Source organism: Timaviella obliquedivisa GSE-PSE-MK23-08B, from assembly GCA_019358855.1.
In the GTDB taxonomy this organism is placed as follows: domain Bacteria; phylum Cyanobacteriota; class Cyanobacteriia; order Elainellales; family Elainellaceae; genus Timaviella; species Timaviella obliquedivisa.
The window spans coordinates 253,180-275,718 of sequence record JAHHII010000001.1 but is presented as its reverse complement, the minus strand read 5'-3'; the positions used below and the strand labels follow the sequence as shown (position 1 = coordinate 275,718).

The following is a 22,539-nucleotide window of genomic DNA, read 5'->3' as shown; positions in this document are numbered from 1 at the left end:
AATCAGACTAGATAGTGAATAAACCTGGCGATCGCCCCCTAAAGGTTACTGGGCGACTCTTGCGAACCACTAGGATACAACGCAGATCGAGTTCCACTCATACCACTCGTATCCTTAATGAAGCCGCTATAAGCCTCCATGCCATGTTCGCTAATGTCCAGACCCACAGTCTCTTCTTCTTCGCTAACTCGAATCCCCAGCGTTGCTTTCAGAGCTAGCCAGAAAATAGAAGACAACAGCACTGTCACGCCACCCACTGTAATCACGCCCAAAAACTGAACCCACAGTTGAGCAATACCACCGCCCATAAATAAACCTGCCGCAGGGCCAGCGCTATACAATGCGCCTGCAGCATCACTAGGTCCAACAGCAAACAGCCCTACAGCCAAAGTTCCCCAGATGCCATTAATCAAGTGAACCGAAACTGCGCCCACTGGATCGTCAATCTTGATATTGTCGAAGAAAACAACTGCGAAGACAACTAAAACACCACCTACGATGCCAATGATGGCAGCAGGAATGATGCCTACAAAAGCACAAGATGCCGTTACAGCAACCAGACCTGCTAACAGACCATTAATGATCATGGATAAGTCAGGCTTGCCCAGCACCAGCCAAGCAGTAATAGTCGCAGCAACAGCGCCGAAAGCACCCGCCGTATTAGTCGTAATTGCAATGTGGGCAATTAACGAACCGTTGCCGACAGCCATCGTTGAGCCAGGATTAAACCCAAACCAGCCTAGCCAGAGAATTAAAGCACCCAACGTTGCAATGCTCATGTTGTGACCCGGCATTGCAGTCGAGGAACCATCCGAATTGTACCGACCAATCCGAGATCCCAAAAATGCTGCACCCATGAGTGCTGCCCAACCGCCTACTGAGTGAACTACAGTAGAACCTGCAAAGTCGAAAAAGCCTGCGCCCGCCAACCAGCCGCCACCCCAAATCCAGTGTCCCGTAATTGGGTAAGCCACACCCACTAGCAGCACACTGAAAATGAGAAAATCAAAGAACTTGATGCGCTCTGCTACTGCACCTGACACGATGGTTGCAGCCGTTCCGGCAAACACTAGTTGAAAGAAAAACTTTGCCAGTAAAGGTACGCCTGTCCAACTGAGGGAGGAATAGGCACCTTGGTAAGCGTCTCCCATGGCAGGACTATTGTCAGCACCAGAGAGAAGAAATAGTCCTTCACTCCCCATAAACCCATTGCCATTTCCAAACATCAAACCGAAGCCTAATATCCAGAAAGCAATTGTAGAAAGGGCAAATACGATCAGGTTTTTAGAGAGAACGTTGACTGCATTTTTCTGGCGGCAAAAGCCTGTTTCTAACATGCAGAACCCAGCATTCATGAAGAAGACCAGCATCCCTGCCACCATGACCCACATGGTATCGATGCCCACCTTCAGTTCCTGAGTTGCTTGACTCACTTCGGCAAGAGTTGGCGCGGTTTGGGCAGAAACTGAGAAGGCAGATATGCCTACTAGCAGCGCTGCTAGTGGGATACAGGCTTGCCAACTTGGAGAAAGCTTACCCACATCTTTTAAACTATTCAGCAAGTCGTTAAAACCAGCGCTGATAGGCATTCGGGCGATCGTTCGCCAACCTCTAGGCTTCCTTTTTCGATAAGCTAATTTAGACATAATGAATGCAAATTCCTTGGACATGAGTGGTATCGCTCTGAGCTAAAACAAATTTCCTGACTAGCTTGTAGTGACTCAGTTACGAATGTCAAAAACGGTTCCGCGAGAAAATTCAGTAAGAACATTAGTGAAGTTTTCTGAGGAGAACCTTTTTCAGTGTTCCTATTTCATCAATTTCTAGTAAGGCAATTCTGTATTGAAAAATACAGAGTGGAGCATTCAATAGTTGTCTGCATTCTAAAGAGAGTTACAGAGACTTATTGCAGAGTAGAGCAATCATCTCTGATTTAAGTGCTAAAGAACGACCCTGCCGCAAGCGGACGGGCTATCAAACAGCCCTTTTTTAATTAGGCACTTACGCCCCAAGGGGCGGGGAATCTACCCTCTACAAGATTGAACGGAGCTTGAACTCAGTAAATTGTTTCATCTGCCTTTTGCCAAGCAGGGTCAACGATGCAGATAAACACTAGCGGCTCGGCTCCACTGTTCTGAATAAACTGTTTAGCATTGGCGGGAATATAGACTGCGTCACCTGGCTCAACGGTCTGGGTTTCGTCGTTAATGTGCATTTCACCAATGCCGCTCAGAATATAATAGACCTCGGTGGTTGCCAGGGCATGGAGAATGGAGACTTTACCAGGAGGCACGATCGCATGAGCCAAACTGTAGCGTGAGGCGATCGCCTGTTTGTCAGGATGCAGCAATTCTCGTAGCAAAGTGCCATCTCCAGCAACAAACTCTGGGCAATTATTTAACTTTTGAATCAGCATTGTTAATGATTTCCAACTCGATCGCCTGCCTGATAATCTCGACACCCGATCGCCTCTTCCGACAGCGCCATTGATGGATGCACAGGACACTTCAGATAGTAACTATTAGTGAAAAATTGACAATTTGCACAAGGAATTTGATGCAATTGTCTAAGCTGCTTTACTCCATCTCGTAACCCTGCAAGAATGCTCCAACCCGTAATTAAAATAATTCCCCAAGCCACCACAAAACAAAGGGGAGTTAAAAACGGCTGAATGACCTGGATCAAACTAGAAAGCAAGAAAAAGAATAGAGCCATATAGAGATTTCTGCAACGCCTAGGCGGGGATATTAATTACAGTAGTACAGTCTGCACTGCTTAAGATTGCTTGTTTAGATTTTAGAGGAATGCTTAATATCTCGAAATCATTCGTTAGTCTTAGGGTTGATTGGTGTTTTCTACCCCGTTGTCTTGAGGTTATGAATGCGACTGCACCAGAGTTCCGGTCGATGGCGTTTAGGTTTGTCTCTGGCGCTAGTTACAGTAAGCTTATGGGGCGTTCTGCCGATCGCTCTCAAAGTTGTTTTGCAGGCGGTTGATGTTTATACGGTGACGTGGTTTCGGTTCTTGGTTTCGTTTTGGTTGTTGGCAATCTATCTTGGAGTTAAAGGAGAGTTGAGCACAGGACGGCGCAAGTTAGGAAAAACTCGGTTGGATTTACTGGCGATCGCCACTCTCTTTCTGGCTGCCAACTATCTTTTTTATCTCAAAGGACTTCAAGACACTTCTCCTAGCAACGCCCAAGTCATTATTCAACTTGCCCCTGTGATGATGGGCATTGGCGGCTTGATTATCTTCAAAGAACGCTACACCCTCCAACAATGGGGAGCGCTAGGCACTTTGCTTTTAGGAATGCTGCTCTTCTTCAACGAACAGTTACAGCATCTGGCTACTGCGCCCACCCAATTTTTGTGGGGCAGTGTTTACATTGTCATTGCCGCAGCCGTCTGGGCGATCTATGCTCTGGCGCAAAAGCAATTGTTGCAGCAAGTTCCATCGTCAATCATCATGCTAGTTATCTATGGTGGCGGCGCTCTGCTGTTTGCCCCTTTCACTTCGCCTGCAAGTCTTCAAACCCTCACGCCTTTACAATGGGGAATGCTGTTGTTTAGTGCGCTCAATACCTTTGTTGCCTACGGCGCTTTCGCCGAAGCCCTAGATCATTGGGAGGCTTCTAAAGTCAGTGCCGTTCTTTCGACGACCCCGATCGTGACCCTGAGTGCAGTCTTTTTAGTTTCGTGGCTGTTTCCTACCCTGATTCCTTCAGAACCCATTACTTTCTTAGCAGTTACAGGGGCTTTCTTTGTCGTTGTTGGCTCTTTGGGTATTGCGATGGGTCGCAGATCGTCTCAATAGAAGATAAGATCGTTAAGAAACCTCTAAACTCCGCTCGGAATACCGGAGTTAATGAGATGATAGAGCGTTAGACTCGAAAAACATGTAATAGAGCAGGACATTTAGTTATGGCACTAAGACTTGGTGATACCGTTCCCGATTTTGTTCAAGATTCAACTACAGGCTCGATTAGCTTTCACGAGTGGGCGGGTGATAGCTGGGTAATCCTATTCTCTCACCCTAAAGACTTTACCCCTGTTTGCACCACCGAACTGGGAACTGTCGCAAAACTTAAGCCCGAGTTTGATAAGCGCAACGTTAAGGCGATCGCCCTTAGCGTAGACGATGTTGATTCCCATATGGGCTGGGTAGGTGATATTGAAGAAACCCAAGGCTCGGCGTTAAACTACCCCATCTTGGCAGACCCCGATCGCAAGGTTTCTGACCTGTACGACATGATTCACCCCAACGCGAATAATACGTTGACGGTGCGATCGGTGTTTATCATCGATCCCAACAAAAAGCTGCGCCTCACCCTAACGTATCCTGCTAGCACCGGACGCAACTTTGACGAAATTCTGCGAGTCGTTGACTCGTTGCAACTCACCGACCATTACAGCGTTGCCACCCCAGCAAACTGGACTGATGGCGGCGACTGCGTCATTGTTCCCTCTATTACTGATCCTGCTGAACTGGCAGAGAAGTTTCCTAAGGGCTACACCCAAGTTAAGCCCTACTTGCGGATGACTCCTCAACCCGACAAATAAGCACTAGGGAATAAGTATTAGAAACATAGGGACAGGGGAATTGAAGATCAGCTAAGCTGCTCTTAGTTCCCCTGTCCCATTTTTTTAGGCTATGACTCCTTCAGAAATCACTACTACGCTGGCTCAGATCTTTGGCGATACTGTCCAGGCGAAAGAACCTGATTCCTGGCAGGTTGAAGCAGACAGTCTGCGGTTGCTGGTGCTGTTGTCTGAAGACCAAAAATGGCTGCGATCGCTCATTACTATTACATCTGCTCAAGAAGCTGAGCCATTTCTGCCCCAGCTGATGGCAGCCAACTTTGATGAAACCCAAGAAACCCGCTACGCCATCTTTCAAGAAATTCTCTGGGGTGTGTTCCAGCACAGCTTAGAAAGCCTAACTAGCACAGATTTTCAGTCTGCGATCGCTCAGCTTGTGGCTCTTCCTCAACGAGGTTTGTCAGAGAGCTTTAGCCAATTGGCAGAAACTCAGGTACGCCAGATCATTAGCGTCGCAAAGCTGCAAGGACAATCGCTAGAAGCTACCCTACAAATGCTCGATCGCCTTTACCAAGAGGGCGTGTTAGGCGGCATGGAACAAGGCTCACAAGAGCGAGGCGAGGTTCTGAAAGCTTGGCGTTATCAACTAGAGCGGCTGTGGCAAGAAGGGTAGTTTTTACTGAATTGAACAATTTATCCGTTAACTCTTCAGACTAAGCTTTGAAGATGGATACCTCTGTGACGCTAAATGTACAGGGAAAAGACTGATAACAAATCGTTACAAAGTCTAGTAATATATGGGCAGCACATTAATAAGTATTAATTCCTACTGCCATGACAGCGGATCAATTTCCTTGGCTTACCGCGATCGTCCTGCTCCCCCTCGTTGCTTCCTTGCTTATCCCCGTGCTGCCTGACAAACAAGGCAAGCTGATTCGGTGGTATGCCATGGGTGTAGGTCTCGCAGATTTTTTCTTGATATGCTACACCTTCTGGAATCATTACGACGCAAGCAGTTCGACGTTTCAGCTTGTGGAAAAGTACGCTTGGATACCCCAAATTGGTCTGAATTGGTCAGTTTCAGTCGATGGTCTGTCTGCCCCTCTGGTGCTGCTAGCCAGTTTGGTGACTACACTGGCAATGTTTGCCGCCTGGCGCGTCGATCGCCGTCCTCGCCTCTTCTACTTCCTCATGCTGATGTTGTACGCCGCCCAAATTGGCGTGTTCATCGCTCAAGATATTCTGCTCTTTTTCATCATGTGGGAAGTCGAGCTAATTCCTGTCTATCTCCTCGTTTGTATTTGGGGTGGACAAAAGCGACGCTATGCAGCCACTAAGTTTTTGCTATACACCGCAGCCTCCTCCATCTTTATTTTGGTCGCGGGCTTAGCACTGGGTCTTTACGGCGGTAATCCTACCTTTGATATCGCCGAGCTAGCGCAGAAACAATACCCGCTGCTCATGGAGCTACTGGTTTACGCTGGGTTGCTGATTGCCTTTGGCGTTAAGTTAGCCATCTTTCCTCTGCACACCTGGCTACCCGATGCCCATGGCGAAGCCTCTGCACCCGTATCTATGATTCTGGCAGGCGTATTGCTGAAGATGGGAGGATACGGCTTAATTCGCCTCAATTTGGAAGTACTGCCCAATGCCCACGTTTACTTCGCGCCCGTCTTAGCTATTCTAGGTGTCATCAACATCATTTACGGAGCGTTTAACTCCTTTGCCCAAACCAACATGAAGCGGCGTTTGGCGTATTCGTCGGTGTCGCACATGGGCTTTGTGCTGCTAGGTATTGCTTCCTTCACAGATGTTGGCATCAGCGGTGCACTGTTGCAAATGATCTCCCACGGCTTAATTGCGGCAGTGCTATTTTTCCTGGCAGGCGTGACCTACGATCGCACTCACACGATGGCAATGGATGAGATGGGCGGCATTGGTCAAGCAATGCCTAAGGTATTCGCGCTCTTTACCATTAGCTCCATGGCATCGTTAGCGTTACCTGGGATGAGCGGTTTTGCCAGTGAAATTGCCGTCTTTGTGGGAATTACCACCAGCGATACCTACAGTTTTGTCTTTCGCATTGTTACAGTCGTCCTCTCTGCTGTTGGCGTGATTCTTACCCCTATTTACTTGCTCTCAATGCTGCGCCAAGTTTTCTATGGGCAGGGCAATATGTGCGACATTGGTGCTGTCATGACCAGTGATGGAGATCAAGAAGCGTCTTGCTTTGGTACCGATTGCGTTCTGCCTGCCGATGCAATCTTCAGTGATGCCAGCCCCAGAGAAGTGTTCATTGCGGCTTGCTTCCTGTCACTGATTATTGGCATCGGGTTTTATCCTAAGCTGATGACTCAGATGTATGATGCAACAACGGTTGCCGTAAATACCCATGTGCGGGAGTCGTACCATCAAGTTTCTCAAGCCAATCCCCAGCTTTATGCTAAAGGGTTTGCTTTCCCAAGAATTAGAGAGCCGGAAGTTATTTTAGGAATAGTTAAATAGATTCTTCTCAGCCCTCTCTAAAAGCCCTCCACTCGGAGGGCTTTTTTGTACTTAGTAATAGCTTTTGTAAAAGAAGCAAGCTAAGATTCGTCAAAATCTAGCAACTTGTGGCAGCAGATGGGGCGATCGCCAATCTTGTGGATATGTTGGCAACAACGTAACGCATGATTTTAGATCAAGTCTTCTTTTTTAATCCACTGTTCAACTTTCTCAGCAGAATATAGATGCATTAAGACATCATTCAGCATATTCAAGAAACCTGCTTTTTTAATCAACTGCTTTGCTCTTTCAGTAGAGTATAGATGCGACAATAAGTCTTTTAGCACAGGCAAGAAATTTACAAGAGCACTAGGAGTTGCGTAGGTCTTGTGATATCTCAAAAATTCATTGAGTTGAGTTTCAAGATCTGGTGAATCATGCTCAAAAACTTCCATAAAGTTGTGGGTGCCGCCAATTAACGCATGATGTTCAACTGATCCCAGAACTCCCCAAGAGCTAGAGGGTGAGCAAATCATGAAGGTTCCATAGTCAAAAACATATCCTTCTCGAAACTCAGCAATGTCCAAGTAGACAGGGGCATACTCTACATAGTCCGATAGCTCCCTGTTATATTTTAAATCTGCAACGTAGCACCCCTCGTCACCAACAGATTCAGCAGCTTCACAAATAGCATTGAGGGTAACTCCCTCAATTACAGCATTGATAGGGTAAATTATTCTTCTGACTGCTATTCGAGGTTGAAATGATGAATACCAAGGATCTTTCTTAAAAAAAACTTGGCTAACACACCCCCCTACTGCTTGGTTAAATTCATCTATTGTTAAAAGTTTCATTGATCGCTTTGCCGTAGAATAGCCAACCATCCTTTAGAGAAACTACCATGAGTACAGCACAGGAACAGTACATTACTGATGCCAACGGTAATAAAACCGCCGTGATCTTAACGATTGAGCAATATGAGAAACTACTAGAAGATCTTCATGATTTAGCGATCGTTGCAGAACGACGACAAGAACAGTCCATTAGCTTAGAAGAGATGAGACAACGGTTGAGTCATCATGGATCTGTATGAGGTCATCTTTCAGCCATCGGTAGAAAAGGACTTACGGAAGTTATCCGCAGAAAATTGCGATCGCATTCTGGTTCGTATAGAAAGCTTAAAAGCTGCACCATCACCACCCCAGGCGCTCAAACTTGTCGGCACCGAAAGACTTTATCGAATCCGTGTTGGGGATTACCGCATTATTTACGAGGTAGACACCCACCTCAAACAAGTTTTGATTCATTATGTCCGTCATCGGCGCGAAGTCTACCGTGATCTATAATCGTATCGAATTAGCCTCTAACTGTAACTCATCAATCCACAGGAAACCAACCTCAAGATTTACACTTGAAGATGTTTAGGTAGCGATCGCCTAGCCACTGAATAGTCATCATAAATAGAAGATAAAGAACAAGTAATGCGATCGCTATTGATCTGGTTGAGTGATGCGTTACGCTGTTGCTAACACTTCCACTGAAGCGCACTCTACGCTGAACGTGACTCTTTCTGAATTTCAGAGCGACATCTAAATGAGTAAAGCAACACTCTATGATCAAGACTTCATGCAATGGACTCAACAACAAGCTGAGTGCTTGCGGAAAGGGCAGTGGGCAAGCTTAGACATTGAAAATTTGGTTGAGGAACTAGAAACATTGGGTCGCAGCGAGCAAAAGGAACTGGGTAGCTACTTGCAGATTCTTATGATGTATTTGCTTAAGTGCCAGTATCAGCCTGAGCGGAGAACCAAAAGTTGGAACGATACCCTTTCTAACTGTCGAGACAAGATCCAGGATTGCTTAGAAGATACTCCTAGCTTGCAGCGTTTTCTTCAAAACCCAGAGTGGGTAGAAAAATATTACCGCCGCGCTCGCCGGGATGCAGCAAAGGAAACGCAAAAGCCCCTAGACATATTTCCAGCCAAATGTCCTTATACGGTTCAGCAACTGCTCCATTTGCCAATCTGAAAGCTCAAAGTGTAAGCCCCCATTAATCTGACTTTACTAACTGCCAAAGCTGGATTTGATAACAGAGATGCTTCTCAAAAATTTTACCTGCTTCTAATCCTTCCACCACCAGCTTTTTTGCCCAACGACGATATGCCCATCGTAAAAGCGTGTGTAAGGGTGGAACGGCGATCGCCACTAAGTCTGCCAAGTAACGAATGGTGCTGAGTCCAAACCGTCGGAACACATCAATATATAACTCAATCGTAGGTGCAGCCTGGGCAGAAATATCTTCACTTTTCACCAACCTAAATCCAGCCTGCTCTAGTGCCGCGTGCAGATCCATCACAACATGACAGTTAGAGAAAATGCCTTCAGTGTAGTGAGCATCGGAGCGCATCATATCGGCAAGGAGCAGGTAGCCGCCGGGATTTAAAGCAGCGGCAGCGCATTGAGCAATATCGATCGCCGCCATGTATTGACTGCTCTCGCTTAATAACACTAGGTCATAGGGATGGGTCGGTGTGAACGTTTCAAATTGGCTGAGATGGAAAATTGCCCGATTCTGTGTGAGCTTGAGAAACCGCTCTTGCTGAAAAGGGTCAGGAGCAAGTCCCTCCACATCAAAGCCGCGCTCTAACAAGTACGCCGCATTTCCGCCAATGCCGCAGCCCACATCCAATACGGTTTTAATGCCTTTGGGCATGAACCCTAAGAGCTTTGCCGAATACGCTGCCTGCGCAACACCGAGTTTGGCGATCGTCAAGTCTTCAGCCGCAGGGATGGGTTCCCAGTATCCGTAGTGCAGGTAAGGCGAATCGGTTAGACCTAAATAGTAAGTCAATGCTGCATTTTGGTAGCGGGTTGCTTTGGAGATCGTGAGTTGTTTTGACCTGGGCATTCGGGAAATCTAAGAAGTTCTAAGCCATCTTAGCGCTTCATAACCCGCCATTGAGTGACGGGTGCCATTGCCTTCCATCCTAAAAATTTGCCGATGGGTTCTGCCCGTTGAATGGCAATGCGGCTTAACTCGCCCCCTAGTTGGCTGTGCCACTGCAAGATCACCATCTCACTCTCTACGGTGACCGCATTAATGACCAAACGCCCGCCCGATCGTAAGGCATTCCAGCAAGTCTCTATCATCTCTGCTGCTGTAACGCCGCCACCAATAAAAATGGCATCGGGTTCTGGTAGATCGTGGAGTGCCGCAGGCGCTTGTCCGCTCACTAGCTTAAGGTTAGGAGTGCCTAGTGCGGTGGCATTATCGGCAATCATTTGTAGCCGATCGCTGTTTTGCTCAATGGCGACCGCTCGGCATCGCCCGTGGCTACGCATCCATTCAATGCCAATGGAGCCACAGCCTGCGCCTACGTCCCATAAAAGTTGTCCCGGCTGGGGTGCAAGGGCGGCAAGGGTGACTGCCCGAACTTCGCGTTTGGTGAGTTGTCCGTCGTGGTGGTAGGCGGTGTCGGGGATGCCTGCTAATCGGGATAAGGAACGAGGAGTGGATTGGATGGGGAGGGCGATCGCTAAAGTATTTAAATCTGCAAAGTTGAGGCTGACTAAATCTTGCTCTGCCCAGGTTGCAGCCCTCCCTGTCGTAACGTGCTCGTCATCACCGCCCATGCGTTGAAGAACAGTAATTTGACTTTCTCCCCAGCCTTGCTCTGTCAATAGTTGGGCGACTGTAGCAGGAGTATGGCTATCTTCGCTGAGAACGAGGAGCCGCGCACCCGGATAAAGGGCTACGTGGAGTAGGGCAGGACTACGACCACAGAGGCTGAGGGATTCCACTTCGGTCAGCGACCAACCGAGACGGGCACAGGCAAGGCTGAATGCCGAGGGCGCAGGGATAATCGTCATTTCCTCGATCGCCACTCGACGCAGCAGAGTGGTACCAATGCCATAATTGAGCGGATCGCCGCTGGCTAACACACAGACCGATCGCCCACGACGGTTCAAGATTTCGTTGATAGAACTTTCGATGGGCGAAGTCCAGTAAATTTTCTCACGTTGATCGCCAGGAGGCAGCATGGCGAGATGGCGATCGCCCCCAACAATGACCTGAGCTTGTTCGACCAAAAACTGGGCGATCGGGGTTAAGCCCAGTAGCCCATCCTCTCCAATTCCTACTACCGCTAACCATTTTTGGGTCATTATTTTTGGATTATACCGAGTATTAAACTTTCCCTAGAACGATAAGCCCTTAGAACGATAAGAAAGATGAGGCATCTCATCATCGACAGCCACGCCCATGATATATTTCTCAGGCTTGGGCTGGGAAAGTTCGGTGCAATTCCGACACTGTGCCGCAACTGTGAAAGAGAAGGGGTGAAGCTAATTCAGCCTGACTCAAAGCCAGAATACCAGCTCCAGGGATGCCTAAATCAGGCATCATTTTTCTCAGTTTCCTGCGTTTCACAGGGAAGGAGTGTTTCGCTTGTCGCCTCAATCGCTTGACTGCAAGACTCAAAGTTCACAGGTTTCAACAGATTTTCAGCCGCCGATCGCCTATGATGCTTGTCCTGGATTGTTCTACCCAACTTTTGCTAAAGATGGGCGGTTAATTCGGATTCGGACTCCGGGAGGAAATCTGAGCAGTCAGCAAGCGCGGGTGTTAGCTGCGGTTAGCGATCTCTTTGAGATACCCGCAAGGGGTCGCCTGGGTAAGCCGCTGCAAGTTACTAATCGCGCCAATCTACAAATTCGCGGACTGCCTGCCGAAATTCCACTAGAGGTTTTGAATCAGCTTCAAGAGGCAGGATTGGCAGCGCGGCTAAGTGCGGTTGATCATCTGCGTAATATTATGGCGAGTCCAACGGCGGGAATTGACGTAGCCCAACTCATTGACACGACTCCATTGGTTAAAGAACTGGACGAGTATCTTTCTAGCCATTTAGAGTTGGCAGACTTATCAGCAAAGTTTAGCATTGGAGTCGATGGTGGTGAGCAGGTAGCGATCGCTCCCCATAACGATATTTTGCTGAGAGCGATCGACCTGAATGGCGTTCACTTTTGCCTTTATTTAGCAGGTATTCCAGTTGGGATCATTAAACCTGAAGAATGTCTGGGGGCGATCGCTTCTTTAGCAAAAGTCTATCTCAAAGCTAGCCAAGATCATGATGGAGTTCGTAAGCTGCGCGTAAAGCAGTTAATTCAAAATATCGGTGTTCAGGAATTGTGCGATCGCGCTCAACTTTCATTACTTCCTCTGCCATCTGAGCTTGTCCCACTTAGGTCTCAATCTCATACTCATATTGGCATTCATGCCCAGCGTCAATCTCATCTTTCTTATGTGGGAATAAGCTTACCATTAGGACGGCTAGAATCTTGGCAGCTAAAGGGATTAGCAGATTTAGTAGATGAATGGGGCGATCATACCTTGCGTCTTACACCTTGGCAAAATCTTTTGCTTCCTAACGTTCCTAATGCTGTTCTTCCTCAAGTTCAACGACAGATGCAACAGCTAGACCTTCATTATTCATCAACGCATATCTACAGTGGGTTGATTTCTTGCGCTGGAAAAATGTGTGCATCATCTGCAACTGATACTCAGTCCGATGCGCTCGCGTTGGCAGAACACTTAAATAAAAAGATTAAACTTGACCTACCGATCACAATTCATTTTAGCGGTTGTCCTAAATCCTGTGCTCATCATGGTGCCAGTGATTTGACGTTAGTTGGAACATGGATTGAACAGCGTCAAGCCTATCAAATTTACGTCGGCGAGAACGGGTCTGAGATACCCATAAGCGATCGCCCTTTTGGTCGACTGTATACGGAGGTATTTCCAGAACACTTGTCATCAAGAATTCTACGAATTCTCCAGATTTATCAACAGCAACGAACTTCTCAGAATCAATCTTTTCGCACGTTTTTCAATCAGTACTCCATCACTCAGTTACGTCAATGGTGCGATGCAGATCAAGAGGAGATTAAATGATTGATTACATTCGAGATGGCAATGAAATTTACCGCAACTCCTTTGCTATTATTCGCGCCGAAGCGCAGTTAGAAGACTTGCCCGAAGACTTGATTTCTGTTGCCGTCCGCCTCATTCATACCTGTGGTATGACCGATATTGTTAAAGATTTGGCGGCTTCTACAAATGCGGGCAGCATTGGACGAGCGGCTTTGCAGTCGGGTTGTCCTATCCTCTGTGATTCTCAAATGGTGGCGGAAGGCGTTACTCGCAAGCGATTACCCGCCGATAATGCAGTCATTTGTACGCTAAACGCAACCGAGGTTCCGTCACTGGCGCAAAAGATCGGAAACACGCGATCGGCGGCGGCAATGGAACTGTGGCGATCGCACTTAGAAGGCGCGGTAGTGGCGATCGGTAATGCCCCAACTGCTCTCTTTCGTCTGCTGGAACTGCTGGACGAAGGCGCACCTAAACCCGCGCTCATTTTAGGATTTCCGGTCGGATTTGTGGGAGCAGCAGAATCAAAGGCGGCTCTGGCTGAAAATAGCCGGGGCGTACCTTTTATTACCTTGCAAGGTCGTCGAGGCGGCAGCGCTATGGCAGCAGCGGCGATTAATGCATTAGCAAAACTGGAGGAATATTAAATGGAACATTCTATGGGTCGGCTTTATGGATTGGGCTTAGGTTCGGGTGACCCAGAGCTATTGACTTTGAAGGCGTATCGGCTGTTGCAAGCTGCGCCTGTGGTGGCTTATCCTGTGTCGGATGGTGGTAAAAGTTTGTCGCGATCGATCGTGGCAGACTATTTACGGAAAGATCAAATTGAAGTTCCTTTATGGTATCCGTTCAAGTTAGAGCAGTCATCCCAGCCTTATTATGATGAGGCGGCATTGAAGCTGGCAGGATATTTGAATGCAGGGCAAGATGTGGTGGTGTTGTGTGAAGGCGATCCGTTCTTCTACGGCACGTTCATGTATTTGTTCAACCGTTTGTCCCATCAGTTTCAAACTGAGGTGGTTCCGGGTGTATCTTCGATCATGGCAAGTGCGTCAATGTTGGAAACTCCGCTGACTTATCGCAATGATGTTTTCGTGGTGTTACCTGGCATTTTACCCGCAGAAATTTTGGCAGAACGATTGGCGATCGCCGATGCCGCAGTCATCATTAAACTTGGAAAAAACTTCTCAAAGGTATACAGCGTCCTGGAGAAAATGGGGCTTCTTGAGAGGGCGCATTACATTGAACGAGCAACGATGCCAAACCAGAAAATTGTGCCGATTCGAGACGTTAATCCGGCAGAAGTGCCTTACTTTGCCTTAATTTCGATTCCTAGTCAATGGCAGCCGGAGTAAATTCTGGTGCCGTTGCACTCGCGATCGCCTCAACAACTTCCGCCAAGTGTGCCGCCACCTGTCCATTTCCTAACGTTGTTCTCGCTTGTTCCAAGCCCGCCTCTAAGGTGGAGCAAACGCCTGCTTGCCACAAGTAAAACCCACCATTCCAAACCGCCGATTCCAACATCTCACCTGTCTTACCCTGCACTGCTGCCTGTAGATCAGCCCATAGTTGCTCTGAAGACGGCAGTGCCAGTTCTGGGGCTGCAAATCCATAGTCGCGGGGATGTAGCAGAAGGCGATCGAATTCGGCTTCTGCGCTAGGCTGTTTAATGCCTACAATGCAAGTGCGATCGCGCGGCAAATCACAGCTTCCCTCTAGCCCTTTCACCGTGATCAAGCGCTGCACTCCTCGCAAGGCAAACGCTGCTCGCGCCATCTCCTCGGTGGGCGGATGGACAAAACCCGAAATCATTAAAGAATCGCCCTCGTAAGGGCACCAAAACAGTTCGGCAGTCGCAAAAGGCGGACGCTTCCCTAATTCCTCTCGATACGTCACCATCTCTTCAGCATAGGGAAAGTGCTGTGGCAAATAAACAAACCCTAAGCGGGTTCTCTCAAAAACCTGTTGCGCCTGTTCTAAGGAGAGATGCGTCCAATCCACGCCCAAGCCTTGCCAAACCTCTACTAAGGGTATGCCCTCCTTTGTAGGCATCCGTCGTCCACCATGCATGACGACAGGACATCCGGCAGCAGTCAAGATTAGCGCAGTGATGGGGCTGATGGGAGCCGTGCGCGATCGCCCATCATAAGGAATGCCCATGACAACTGTTGGGTAAGCCGCTGAAAAGCCTCTAAGCTTAGGGCCCAAATGATCATAGGCATCTAAAATACCTGCTAACTCTTCCCCCGTTGGGCGCTTAATGCGATGGGCAATCATGAATGCACCAATCTGGGCTGGCGTGGCTTCTTGCCGTAGCATCATTTCAGTCGCCGTTGCCGCTTCAGCACGGGTGAGGTTTTCGCTAGTATGGGAACCACTGCCCACTTTGCGGAGAAGTTCTCGGAAGACAACGCTCATGGAATAGGAAAGGGGGTGGGGATTAAGGGAGTTGCCAGTGGACTACTGACAAGCTTTTTGACAAGGGCACGGAAATGCTGAATCGGTGGGATATCGAGACGATCCTGAGTCGTGACAAGAACTACCTGACGGCTTAATACAGGTTTTGCAGTTGGACGAACCACCAAAGTAGGATCATTGCCAATTTCCATGAGGGCAGAACGAGGCAAGAGGGCAACAAGATCGCTTTGGCGTACCATGCCTCTAAACCCGTCAAGGGTATTCAACTCTACCATGGGTTTAAGCTGTAGCCCATTGCGCTGGAACTGCTCTTGCACCATTCGTTGCATTCCATACCCATCTTTAAACACTACTTGAGGATATTCTGCGATCGCTGCCCAGGGCACCTGGTCGTACTGGCTTAAAGGATGACCAGTCGCCATCAGCACCTCCACTGGCTCCTCATACAAAATATCCACCACCATTTCAGGGCTGGCAGTCAAGAAGCGATTATTCATGACGATCGCCACGTCAACCAATCCATCTCGCAGAACTTTAAGAGCGCGATCGCTGCCTAAAGAGGTAACGCGCAACTGAACGGCTGGATAGTCCTGGCAAAACTGCTGTAAAACCGGGGGCAAATGATGGGCAGAAGCCGAATGAATTGCCGCTACACAAAGTTCGGGTTGGTTGCCCGAAACCAACTTTGCTAACTCTGAAGAAGCATTCGCCCATTCCAGGCAAATCCGACGGGCACGAGGCAAAAACATTTCGCCTGCCAAAGTTAACTTTGACTGAGAAGTTCGGTGAAACAGCGGCATTCCTAACTCTGCTTCCAAGCCCTGAATTTGGCGGCTAATGGTAGACTGAGTCACCTTACAGCGCTGGGTTGCCTGCTGAAAGCTGCCTGCTTCCACCACTGCCAAAAAAGCTTGCAATTGTTCCAGACGCATAATCTTAAAAACTGACTAAAGCAATTGGATCAATAGATTACAGGCGCTTTGCTGACCGCTTTCACCTGTATCGCCACGTTAGGGGAATTCATTAAGTTACTTTGTATCGATCGATACGATATTCTGCAATTGAAGCTTCCTAGAGGTTAGGGGCTAGCTCTGTCCTTTGAGGTGTCTCCTGACCTAGATTAATCCTTAAAGCCGGTATACCCTCTGCGGGTAATCCCCAATTCAAAATGCTTTGCCTTAAAAATCCTTGGGCTTGCCAATTGATAATCGCCCCATTCACCCGCTGTCGTAAATCCTCGTACTGCAATCCTCGGGGCATTGCCACTGCCAGTGCTGCGGTCGAAACCAATTGGGGCAACAGATAATACTGTGGAAATTCTTGCACCCAGCCCGTTAGAACCGTAGCGTCTGCCGCGAATGCACTAACCTGGTTGGCTTCTAGAAGCTCTTGGGCTGCTTCATAAGAATCAACGCCCACCAGACGAGCTTGGGGGAAACGCGATCGCACCACCGCGATTGTTTCCGACCCATTCAAGACGGCGATCGATTGTTGTTGCAAATCTTTTAGAGTTAGGGCGCTTCGGGCTATAAACGTTGTGCCATCTAAATAATAGGGAGTGCTGAAATCGACCAGGCGAGCGCGAGAAGGCGTAGCAGTAACTCTGGCAATGACTAGATCAACCTCATCTGCTAAAAGGGCAGGGATGCGGTTTGAATTTGTGAGAGGTTGTAAGGTAATTGCCTCAGCATTACCCAGGATGTCTTGGGCAATTTGTCGCGCCAGATCAATTTCTAAGCCTTCCAGCTGCCCTGCTGCATTCCGAAACCCTAAAGGACGCAAGTTATCCTTCACCCCGACAATAATGTATCCCCGCTCCCGAATCTCTGCTAGATCTGCGGCGGTAGCAACGGGCAGGGTCATCGCTCCTAAAGCCATGAACCCAAGCAAGCCAGTTAAAAACTGCCCACAATTAAAAAGGGCACGATTTCCTCGTGCCCTCCTCTCAGAATACTTAGCTAGTAGATTAGCCAGCGTCATGGTGCAAATTTATCCCTTTTGGGCAAGTTCAACCACTTTTGCAAACCCAGCCGGGTCAAGGATAGCCATTTGAGACAGCATTTTCCGGTTGATTTCAATGTTTGCTTTCTTTAAAGCACCCATCAGCTTGCTGTAGCTGATGCCATGCTGGCGAGCCGCTGCATTGATGCGGGTAATCCAAAGACGGCGAAAGTCACGCTTACGCTTGCGGCGATCGCGGTAGGCATTCCGCAGCGCCTTCATCACCTGTTGGTTAGCCGTCCGGAATAACCGAGAGTGAGAACCCCGGAAGCCCTTAGCTAATTTTAGAATCTTCTTGCGGCGCTTACGAGCCACATTACCGCGTTTTACACGAGTCATAGAACAATTTCCTACGCTTGAAGTATGAGTAGAACAGTGAGCATTGGCAGTTGCTAAAGTACTTGCCAGTGGCAGGCGGTAGGTGGTAGAAACTCGACCTAGCCCTAGCCTGAGTTATGGAACAGTGTCTTTGATTCAAAGATGTTCTCAACCCGGATTTTTAGAGGTAAGGAAGCATCAGTTGTACGTTATCAGCATCGCGCTCATTAACAACTGCTAACCCAGAAAGGGTGCGCTTACGCTTGGTAGATTTGTGCTGCAACAAGTGATTCTTGAACGCTTTGCGGCGCATGAGCTTGCCAGTTCCGCTCTTTTGGAAGCGCTTGGCAGCTGCCTTACGAGTCTTAAGTTTGGGCATGAGTTTGCCTTATGTTCGGATAATTTGCACAGTCTATAATCTTACTGCCTAATTGAAACATCTTGCAACTCTTCTTTCTATTGTTCCATTGTTGTAGTCTCGGCTCTAAATTCTCATTAGGTCGTTAGCTTCTGCCTATCAGAACCCTCTATAAGGCTGATATGCTGAAGAAAATTCAAAAATGTAAAGAAATAATATGTTTAATGGGCTTGTCAACAGCCAGGGATCTTTTCAGAGTCACGTTGTCATGGTGGGGTTGTTGTTGGGGTTTGCGATCGCCCACAGCGGTCTTGCGGCTCTACGACCCAGAGGCGAAAAATTGATCGGCGCAAGGCTCTACCGGGTTCTGTTTGCCTTGGTCAGCGTGCCCTTCGCCACTGTTTTGATCATCTACTTTATTAATCACCGCTACGATGGGCTGCGCCTTTGGAACCTGCAAGGGATTCCTGGCATTCAAACAACAATCTGGATTCTTTCAGCCATTTCCTTTCTATTTCTTTACCCCTCTACTTTCAATCTTCTGGAAGTTGCCGCTATTCAAAAACCACAGTTTCATCTCTATGAAACTGGCATTATTCGGATCACCCGTCATCCCCAAATGGTTGGACAGGTGATTTGGTGCGTTGCCCATGCGCTCTGGTTAGGGACAAGTTTTATGATGGTGACTTCTTTGGGATTGATCCTGCATCATCTGTTTGCGGTTTGGCATGGCGATCGTCGCCTCCAAGCGCGCTATGGCGAATCCTTTGAAACCTTGAGATCCCGAACTTCTATCATTCCTTTTTTGGCGATCGTGCAAGGTCGTCAAACCTTTGCTCTGAAAGAGTTTCTCCGTCCTGCCTATGTCGGGATCATCATTTTTGTCCTTGGATTTTGGTTTGCCCATCCAATTTTGATCTATGCCACAGGGAACGTAGGCTGGTAGCATGATCCCAACGTTTGTTTAAATCTCTTTGTTTGAATTTATCTTTTTAGAAAAAATAGGTAAAGAATCATGATGCTTACGGTTAACCAACTAAGTTTCAAGCAGGAAGTTTTAGCAAGTTCAACCCCTGTTTTAGTTAACTTTTGGGCCCCTTGGTGTGGCGTTTGCAAGTTAGTAAGTCCCATGCTGAGTGAGGTTCAATCAGCATGGGGCAAACAGCTTAAAATTGTGGATATCAATGCTGACGAAAACCTTCGCCTCTCTAGCTCCTACCAATTGACAACCCTACCTACTGTGCTGTTATTTGATCGGGGTTCGCTGCTGTATCGAGTTGATAAATTAAGCAACCGCAACGATTTTCAGAAGGCGGCAAACGAGTTACATCGGACGTTAGAGGTGTTGTCAATCAGCGAATATAGCTACTCTGCTTGAGGGGCTTGGGCACACAGAGGCTCAAAACAGCAGGTCTATCTCTAGATCTCTCAGGTCTGAGGTATAAAGTCTACCCTCGTGACCATTCCAGGTCGCAACTTGGATGTTGTGGGTGCCACAAGACGCGATCGCCGTCATCTCGGTAAAGCCTTGTACCCGTCCTAAAACCTCTCCGTCTTTGGCAAAAAACATAATGGTGCCGAGCGCGTCTGCCAGAATAAATCCCCACGTTGTTGCACTCAAGAACTTGGGCACGATTCCCACTCGCAATCGCAAGATGCGATAAGGCTTGAGGTCAATGAGTAAAATTGACTCTGGGTTATCGATATCTGTTGCTAGCAATTGATAGGGCACGCAGGTTTGAACCGCTTGTCCTATCCGTACAGGCAACTTCAAAACCCCTACTTGGGTTCCTCGCCGAGTTAGCAACTGAACTGACGTGCTACCTTTCCCATGGCGATCGCTTTGCGTCTGCTGATGGGCAGGAGTTCTGGTTAGGACGGCAACATGGCGGGCATCTAGGGCGAATAGGAACGGCAGGAGGATCGGGATCGATTGAAGCGTAATAGTAGAGCAGGTCAGGCGGATAGCGCGCGCTGCTTCGCAGATACCGCAAGGGTCGCTCTCTGCCTGCAAGGAGTCACTTTGTAGCCGCCAAAAGCACAGCTTCGCGGCTCTCGTATTTTCCAAAGTCACAAACCAACGTCCTTTTGGTTCAATAGCCGCCACATAATCATGGGTCAGTCCCAACAGCAAATGCGTTTTTAATGTTTCATTGATTGCTGCAACACAAGGCAGTAAATGAAGCGATCGCTTTGTCAATACAAAGCAGCCCTGTGGTCGGATAAGCAAATTTTGGATAGCGTCCTCCGGAAAAATCCGATGCCATACCTCAAATAATGATGGGATTTTAGGAGAACATTCCTCTTTGGAAAACTGGGTAGCCAGGGCAGTAACAGGTTGTTTCAGGGTTTCCCGTTGGCGAAATACAAAGGGAACAGTCGAGGAAAATCTTGGCACTTCGGGTAAAGGTACAGGAGCCTGCGGATCAAGCCATATCCCCAGACCCTCTTGAGTCGCCACCTCTCGAATTGCTGCCAGCATTGCCTTGGCAGAGCAAAACCGACGAGCTGATAGCTTTTGCAACGCTATCAAAATAATAGAGCGCCAAGCCTCTGGAATCGTCTCAGGAATTTTAACAGGGCAATTGAGGTGAGCCAGCATTAACTCACTAGGCGTACCTGAAAACGGACGATGCCCTAGTAGTAGCTCGAACAGCAGGATGCCAACCGCATACAGATCGGAGTTTAAGGGATGTTGCCCGTAAAAGCGCTCCGGAGCCATGTATGCAGGCGACCCAGTATTGCCCAATCCCCGCTGCCCCACTTCTTGATTAAAATGGGCAATCCCAAAATCAGAAACCCTTGCCGTCCAGCCTATGGGCTGCAAACTCAGTAGAATATTCTCTGGCTTAATATCACAATGAGTAATCCCTCGACTATGGGCATGATCTAGACCCTGAAGAATATCAATAATTAGCTTGAGGCGTTGACGCAGGGTTAAATGCTGTCTGTCTGTCATTAAACTCCGTAACGTACCGCCCTCGCAGTAGTCCATCACCAAATACCGCCCTGTCGCCGTATGCTCTAATGCTTGACAGGTGACAATATTAGGATGCTGGAAGCTGAGCAGAAACCGGAGTTCGCGGAGAAATTTATGGGTGGGAAATCGTTGCTGGTCGAGACTTTTCAGGGCAACAAGCAGACCTGTTTGCCGATTGACTGCACAGTACACATGCCCAAATTGTCCTTGTCCAACCAGTCCAAGGATGCGGTACTTTGAACGCTTTAGTGGGCTCCTGGGTGGGTTTGACAAGGTGAAGTCCTAGTTATGACCCCTGGCAAAGGGTTTGCATAATAGCATCGTGGTCGAGTTTGGTTACCATGGCTTCGGCTGGAGTGACGCGCTTTTCTAGTCCTAGAACGAAATGGTTACAATCTGCGCCCATGGACTCGCAAGTTGTTTGCACACAGTGCAGATCCCGTCCTGTCAGTTGACTTAAGAATGAGGTGAGAATTCCAGCCTCAAGAGAACAAGAAGGATGAGTGGCTTGGAGTGCGTGTTTGGCAAAAGCAGAGTTCCAAATTTTAACTACTAGAAAACCCCGATTTTGATAAGTTTGGTCGAGGTCAATTTTTCCCCAACCGTGAACGACCCAACATTGCTGTAGTGCCTGAAGAAATTGAATCATGGGCATGTCTGCGGGTGCTTGACCATAGTAGCTGGTTAACTGCTCACAGAAGCGAGTGTAAAAGTTTTTGCCCCACCACCGACCACAGTTGAACAGCACTAGCCGAGAAGCTTGTCCTGTTTCTTTGTCTAGCCCTGCGTAAATCGCTTGAATCAAAGTTTCGGGCAGAGCAATGAGGCGATCGCCCTGCCGATTTTCGAGTAACCCCATTTCCAGGTCACCTTGCACATAACCCCCAACGGCAAAGCAGTTACCAGGGATGCGATTATTGGTCAGCAAATCAGAAACAGAAATCATGGCAAAAAAGTGAGGATAAGTGGACGTTTTCTGTAAAGGTAGTGCCTCTGCTCCTAACCTACCAACCGATCGCAATTCCATTCTCTTCAGGGATTGGCTGGGACAAAATAGAAGGCACGTCTTGGGCATAGATCAGCATTGGCATTAGAAGCCCCATCCGCTCGACTCCTAATACTTGGTTAAGCCGACGATTGATCAAGTCGTACAATTTTGTATCGATAAGATGCGAATCATAGACTGTCGTCATGGAACTAGCCCAAACCAAAAAGCGATCGCGGATCAAACCCTGATCATTCACCAACATTGCCATGGCACAACAGCGCAGCATCAGTAGACCATTCTTAATACTGCGCTCCAAATCCTCCACAGGCTCAATGGGCATCTCTGCTTGAAGTTGATCGGCAGCCCATTGCATGATCTCTAACTCGTAATCTCTCAGGCTTTGATAAGTTTCTAGACGGGCGGGAATGGACTGAGTGTACTGACTCAAGAGTCCTAGTTCTTCTGGCTTTAAGTAGCGATTATCGGCATCGTCAAACACCGCTTCAATTTGTGGATTCATGGGGA

Annotated in this window: 26 protein-coding genes and 1 riboswitch; of the genes, 12 read left to right on the top strand and 14 right to left on the bottom strand. The window is 48.1% G+C overall.

Annotated features, from left to right (window positions below):
* Positions 1-38: 38 nt before the first annotated feature.
* The 3 genes from KME11_01310 to KME11_01300 form a co-directional block, all read right to left on the bottom strand.
* On the bottom strand, positions 39-1,589 hold the full coding sequence (locus KME11_01310) for an ammonium transporter (GenBank protein ID MBW4513846.1): 1,551 nt from the start codon (positions 1,587-1,589) through the stop codon (positions 39-41).
* 467 nt (positions 1,590-2,056) lie between these two features.
* Positions 2,057-2,416: a cupin domain-containing protein gene (locus KME11_01305; protein ID MBW4513845.1), complete on the bottom strand. Its 360-nt coding sequence runs from the start codon at positions 2,414-2,416 to the stop codon at positions 2,057-2,059.
* 2 nt (positions 2,417-2,418) lie between these two features.
* Positions 2,419-2,715, bottom strand: coding sequence for a hypothetical protein (locus KME11_01300; protein ID MBW4513844.1), 297 nt, complete (start codon positions 2,713-2,715; stop codon positions 2,419-2,421).
* Between the two features lie 165 nt (positions 2,716-2,880).
* Between KME11_01300 and KME11_01295 the strand changes: the two genes are divergently transcribed.
* The 4 genes from KME11_01295 to KME11_01280 all read left to right on the top strand — a co-directional run bounded on the left by KME11_01295 (position 2,881) and on the right by KME11_01280 (position 7,043).
* Positions 2,881-3,813 carry a DMT family transporter gene (locus tag KME11_01295; GenBank protein MBW4513843.1) on the top strand — a complete coding sequence of 311 codons (933 nt, stop codon included), beginning with the start codon at positions 2,881-2,883 and terminating at the stop codon, positions 3,811-3,813.
* A gap of 107 nt (positions 3,814-3,920) precedes the next feature.
* Complete coding sequence (locus tag KME11_01290) at positions 3,921-4,559, top strand: peroxiredoxin (GenBank protein ID MBW4513842.1); 639 nt, start codon at positions 3,921-3,923, stop codon at positions 4,557-4,559.
* A 91-nt stretch (positions 4,560-4,650) separates the two neighbouring features.
* Entirely contained in the window at positions 4,651-5,211 is a 561-nt protein-coding gene (locus tag KME11_01285; protein MBW4513841.1) for a hypothetical protein, read from the top strand.
* Between the two features lie 161 nt (positions 5,212-5,372).
* Positions 5,373-7,043 (top strand): NAD(P)H-quinone oxidoreductase subunit 4, encoded by a 1,671-nt coding sequence (locus KME11_01280; GenBank protein ID MBW4513840.1) that lies wholly within the window; start codon positions 5,373-5,375, stop codon positions 7,041-7,043.
* A 170-nt stretch (positions 7,044-7,213) separates the two neighbouring features.
* Here the strand turns inward: KME11_01280 and KME11_01275 are convergent, their stop codons facing one another.
* Positions 7,214-7,876: a hypothetical protein gene (locus KME11_01275; GenBank protein MBW4513839.1), complete on the bottom strand. Its 663-nt coding sequence runs from the start codon at positions 7,874-7,876 to the stop codon at positions 7,214-7,216.
* Positions 7,877-7,923: 47 nt separating this feature from the next.
* On the opposite strand from KME11_01275, the gene KME11_01270 reads away from it, so the two are divergent.
* The 3 genes from KME11_01270 to KME11_01260 all read left to right on the top strand — a co-directional run bounded on the left by KME11_01270 (position 7,924) and on the right by KME11_01260 (position 9,050).
* A complete protein-coding gene (locus tag KME11_01270; protein MBW4513838.1) occupies positions 7,924-8,115 on the top strand; it encodes a hypothetical protein in 192 nt (63 codons plus the stop codon).
* Positions 8,102-8,368 (top strand): type II toxin-antitoxin system RelE/ParE family toxin, encoded by a 267-nt coding sequence (locus KME11_01265; protein MBW4513837.1) that lies wholly within the window; start codon positions 8,102-8,104, stop codon positions 8,366-8,368. Before KME11_01270 ends, KME11_01265 begins: the two co-directional genes overlap by 14 nt.
* A 247-nt stretch (positions 8,369-8,615) precedes the next feature.
* Positions 8,616-9,050 carry a DUF29 domain-containing protein gene (locus KME11_01260; GenBank protein ID MBW4513836.1) on the top strand — a complete coding sequence of 145 codons (435 nt, stop codon included), beginning with the start codon at positions 8,616-8,618 and terminating at the stop codon, positions 9,048-9,050.
* Positions 9,051-9,072: 22 nt separating this feature from the next.
* Here the strand turns inward: KME11_01260 and KME11_01255 are convergent, their stop codons facing one another.
* Both KME11_01255 and cbiE read right to left on the bottom strand, forming a co-directional pair.
* Positions 9,073-9,906, bottom strand: coding sequence for a class I SAM-dependent methyltransferase (locus tag KME11_01255; protein ID MBW4513835.1), 834 nt, complete (start codon positions 9,904-9,906; stop codon positions 9,073-9,075).
* Between the two features lie 53 nt (positions 9,907-9,959).
* Complete coding sequence (gene cbiE, locus KME11_01250) at positions 9,960-11,186, bottom strand: precorrin-6y C5,15-methyltransferase (decarboxylating) subunit CbiE (GenBank protein MBW4513834.1); 1,227 nt, start codon at positions 11,184-11,186, stop codon at positions 9,960-9,962.
* 100 nt (positions 11,187-11,286) lie between these two features.
* A riboswitch (cobalamin riboswitch) is annotated at positions 11,287-11,419 on the top strand.
* Between the two features lie 50 nt (positions 11,420-11,469).
* On the opposite strand from cbiE, the gene cobG reads away from it, so the two are divergent.
* Genes cobG through KME11_01235 form a run of 3 tightly spaced genes read left to right on the top strand, consistent with a single transcriptional unit; the run spans position 11,470 to position 14,306 of the window.
* Complete coding sequence (cobG, locus tag KME11_01245) at positions 11,470-12,972, top strand: precorrin-3B synthase (protein ID MBW4513833.1); 1,503 nt, start codon at positions 11,470-11,472, stop codon at positions 12,970-12,972.
* The gene (locus tag KME11_01240; GenBank protein ID MBW4513832.1) at positions 12,969-13,598 is read left to right on the top strand and encodes a precorrin-8X methylmutase; all 630 of its coding nucleotides are present in this window, start codon (positions 12,969-12,971) and stop codon (positions 13,596-13,598) included. Before cobG ends, KME11_01240 begins: the two co-directional genes overlap by 4 nt.
* The gene (locus KME11_01235) at positions 13,599-14,306 is read left to right on the top strand and encodes a precorrin-2 C(20)-methyltransferase (GenBank protein ID MBW4513831.1); all 708 of its coding nucleotides are present in this window, start codon (positions 13,599-13,601) and stop codon (positions 14,304-14,306) included.
* On the opposite strand, the gene KME11_01230 is transcribed toward KME11_01235, so the two are convergent.
* The 5 genes from KME11_01230 to rpmI all read right to left on the bottom strand — a co-directional run bounded on the left by KME11_01230 (position 14,284) and on the right by rpmI (position 18,067).
* Positions 14,284-15,369, bottom strand: a complete 1,086-nt coding sequence (locus KME11_01230; GenBank protein ID MBW4513830.1) for an anthranilate phosphoribosyltransferase family protein — start codon at positions 15,367-15,369, stop codon at positions 14,284-14,286. The two genes, KME11_01235 and KME11_01230, sit on opposite strands and share 23 nt — an antisense overlap.
* A complete protein-coding gene (locus KME11_01225) occupies positions 15,366-16,301 on the bottom strand; it encodes a LysR family transcriptional regulator (protein MBW4513829.1) in 936 nt (311 codons plus the stop codon). Before KME11_01225 ends, KME11_01230 begins: the two co-directional genes overlap by 4 nt.
* A 139-nt stretch (positions 16,302-16,440) precedes the next feature.
* On the bottom strand, positions 16,441-17,349 hold the full coding sequence (locus KME11_01220) for a transporter substrate-binding domain-containing protein (GenBank protein ID MBW4513828.1): 909 nt from the start codon (positions 17,347-17,349) through the stop codon (positions 16,441-16,443).
* Between the two features lie 9 nt (positions 17,350-17,358).
* On the bottom strand, positions 17,359-17,709 hold the full coding sequence (gene rplT, locus KME11_01215; protein ID MBW4513827.1) for a 50S ribosomal protein L20: 351 nt from the start codon (positions 17,707-17,709) through the stop codon (positions 17,359-17,361).
* Between the two features lie 160 nt (positions 17,710-17,869).
* Positions 17,870-18,067 (bottom strand): 50S ribosomal protein L35, encoded by a 198-nt coding sequence (rpmI, locus tag KME11_01210; GenBank protein ID MBW4513826.1) that lies wholly within the window; start codon positions 18,065-18,067, stop codon positions 17,870-17,872.
* A gap of 247 nt (positions 18,068-18,314) precedes the next feature.
* Between rpmI and KME11_01205 the strand changes: the two genes are divergently transcribed.
* Entirely contained in the window at positions 18,315-18,992 is a 678-nt protein-coding gene (locus KME11_01205) for a hypothetical protein (protein ID MBW4513825.1), read from the top strand.
* A 72-nt stretch (positions 18,993-19,064) separates the two neighbouring features.
* The gene (locus KME11_01200; protein MBW4513824.1) at positions 19,065-19,424 is read left to right on the top strand and encodes a redoxin domain-containing protein; all 360 of its coding nucleotides are present in this window, start codon (positions 19,065-19,067) and stop codon (positions 19,422-19,424) included.
* Positions 19,425-19,445: 21 nt separating this feature from the next.
* Here the strand turns inward: KME11_01200 and KME11_01195 are convergent, their stop codons facing one another.
* From KME11_01195 to KME11_01185, 3 genes are read right to left on the bottom strand one after another with little or no spacing between them, the layout of a single operon-like run.
* Positions 19,446-21,299: a serine/threonine protein kinase gene (locus KME11_01195; GenBank protein MBW4513823.1), complete on the bottom strand. Its 1,854-nt coding sequence runs from the start codon at positions 21,297-21,299 to the stop codon at positions 19,446-19,448.
* A 13-nt stretch (positions 21,300-21,312) separates the two neighbouring features.
* A complete protein-coding gene (locus KME11_01190) occupies positions 21,313-21,972 on the bottom strand; it encodes a 4-vinyl reductase (GenBank protein MBW4513822.1) in 660 nt (219 codons plus the stop codon).
* A gap of 58 nt (positions 21,973-22,030) precedes the next feature.
* Positions 22,031-22,534 (bottom strand): hypothetical protein, encoded by a 504-nt coding sequence (locus tag KME11_01185; protein MBW4513821.1) that lies wholly within the window; start codon positions 22,532-22,534, stop codon positions 22,031-22,033.
* Positions 22,535-22,539 lie beyond the last annotated feature (5 nt).

Excerpts from the sequence above, each read along its gene's own strand:
- KME11_01230 (MBW4513830.1), bottom strand. The coding sequence starts at position 15,369 with ATGAGCGTTGTCTTCCGAGAACTTCTCCGCAAAGTGGGCAGTGGTTCC.
- KME11_01190 (MBW4513822.1), bottom strand. The coding sequence starts at position 21,972 with ATGATTTCTGTTTCTGATTTGCTGACCAATAATCGCATCCCTGGTAAC.
- KME11_01185 (MBW4513821.1), bottom strand. The coding sequence starts at position 22,534 with ATGAATCCACAAATTGAAGCGGTGTTTGACGATGCCGATAATCGCTAC.
- KME11_01280 (MBW4513840.1), top strand. The coding sequence starts at position 5,373 with ATGACAGCGGATCAATTTCCTTGGCTTACCGCGATCGTCCTGCTCCCC.
- cbiE (MBW4513834.1), bottom strand. The coding sequence starts at position 11,186 with ATGACCCAAAAATGGTTAGCGGTAGTAGGAATTGGAGAGGATGGGCTA.
- KME11_01260 (MBW4513836.1), top strand. The coding sequence starts at position 8,616 with ATGAGTAAAGCAACACTCTATGATCAAGACTTCATGCAATGGACTCAA.
- KME11_01225 (MBW4513829.1), bottom strand. The coding sequence starts at position 16,301 with ATGCGTCTGGAACAATTGCAAGCTTTTTTGGCAGTGGTGGAAGCAGGC.
- rpmI (MBW4513826.1), bottom strand. The coding sequence starts at position 18,067 with ATGCCCAAACTTAAGACTCGTAAGGCAGCTGCCAAGCGCTTCCAAAAG.
- KME11_01290 (MBW4513842.1), top strand. The coding sequence starts at position 3,921 with ATGGCACTAAGACTTGGTGATACCGTTCCCGATTTTGTTCAAGATTCA.
- KME11_01310 (MBW4513846.1), bottom strand. The coding sequence starts at position 1,589 with ATGCCTATCAGCGCTGGTTTTAACGACTTGCTGAATAGTTTAAAAGAT.
- KME11_01220 (MBW4513828.1), bottom strand. The coding sequence starts at position 17,349 with ATGACGCTGGCTAATCTACTAGCTAAGTATTCTGAGAGGAGGGCACGA.
- KME11_01200 (MBW4513824.1), top strand. The coding sequence starts at position 19,065 with ATGCTTACGGTTAACCAACTAAGTTTCAAGCAGGAAGTTTTAGCAAGT.
- KME11_01235 (MBW4513831.1), top strand. The coding sequence starts at position 13,599 with ATGGAACATTCTATGGGTCGGCTTTATGGATTGGGCTTAGGTTCGGGT.
- KME11_01240 (MBW4513832.1), top strand. The coding sequence starts at position 12,969 with ATGATTGATTACATTCGAGATGGCAATGAAATTTACCGCAACTCCTTT.
- KME11_01275 (MBW4513839.1), bottom strand. The coding sequence starts at position 7,876 with ATGAAACTTTTAACAATAGATGAATTTAACCAAGCAGTAGGGGGGTGT.
- rplT (MBW4513827.1), bottom strand. The coding sequence starts at position 17,709 with ATGACTCGTGTAAAACGCGGTAATGTGGCTCGTAAGCGCCGCAAGAAG.
- KME11_01300 (MBW4513844.1), bottom strand. The coding sequence starts at position 2,715 with ATGGCTCTATTCTTTTTCTTGCTTTCTAGTTTGATCCAGGTCATTCAG.
- KME11_01205 (MBW4513825.1), top strand. The coding sequence starts at position 18,315 with ATGGTGGGGTTGTTGTTGGGGTTTGCGATCGCCCACAGCGGTCTTGCG.
- KME11_01285 (MBW4513841.1), top strand. The coding sequence starts at position 4,651 with ATGACTCCTTCAGAAATCACTACTACGCTGGCTCAGATCTTTGGCGAT.
- KME11_01265 (MBW4513837.1), top strand. The coding sequence starts at position 8,102 with ATGGATCTGTATGAGGTCATCTTTCAGCCATCGGTAGAAAAGGACTTA.
- KME11_01295 (MBW4513843.1), top strand. The coding sequence starts at position 2,881 with ATGCGACTGCACCAGAGTTCCGGTCGATGGCGTTTAGGTTTGTCTCTG.
- KME11_01270 (MBW4513838.1), top strand. The coding sequence starts at position 7,924 with ATGAGTACAGCACAGGAACAGTACATTACTGATGCCAACGGTAATAAA.
- KME11_01305 (MBW4513845.1), bottom strand. The coding sequence starts at position 2,416 with ATGCTGATTCAAAAGTTAAATAATTGCCCAGAGTTTGTTGCTGGAGAT.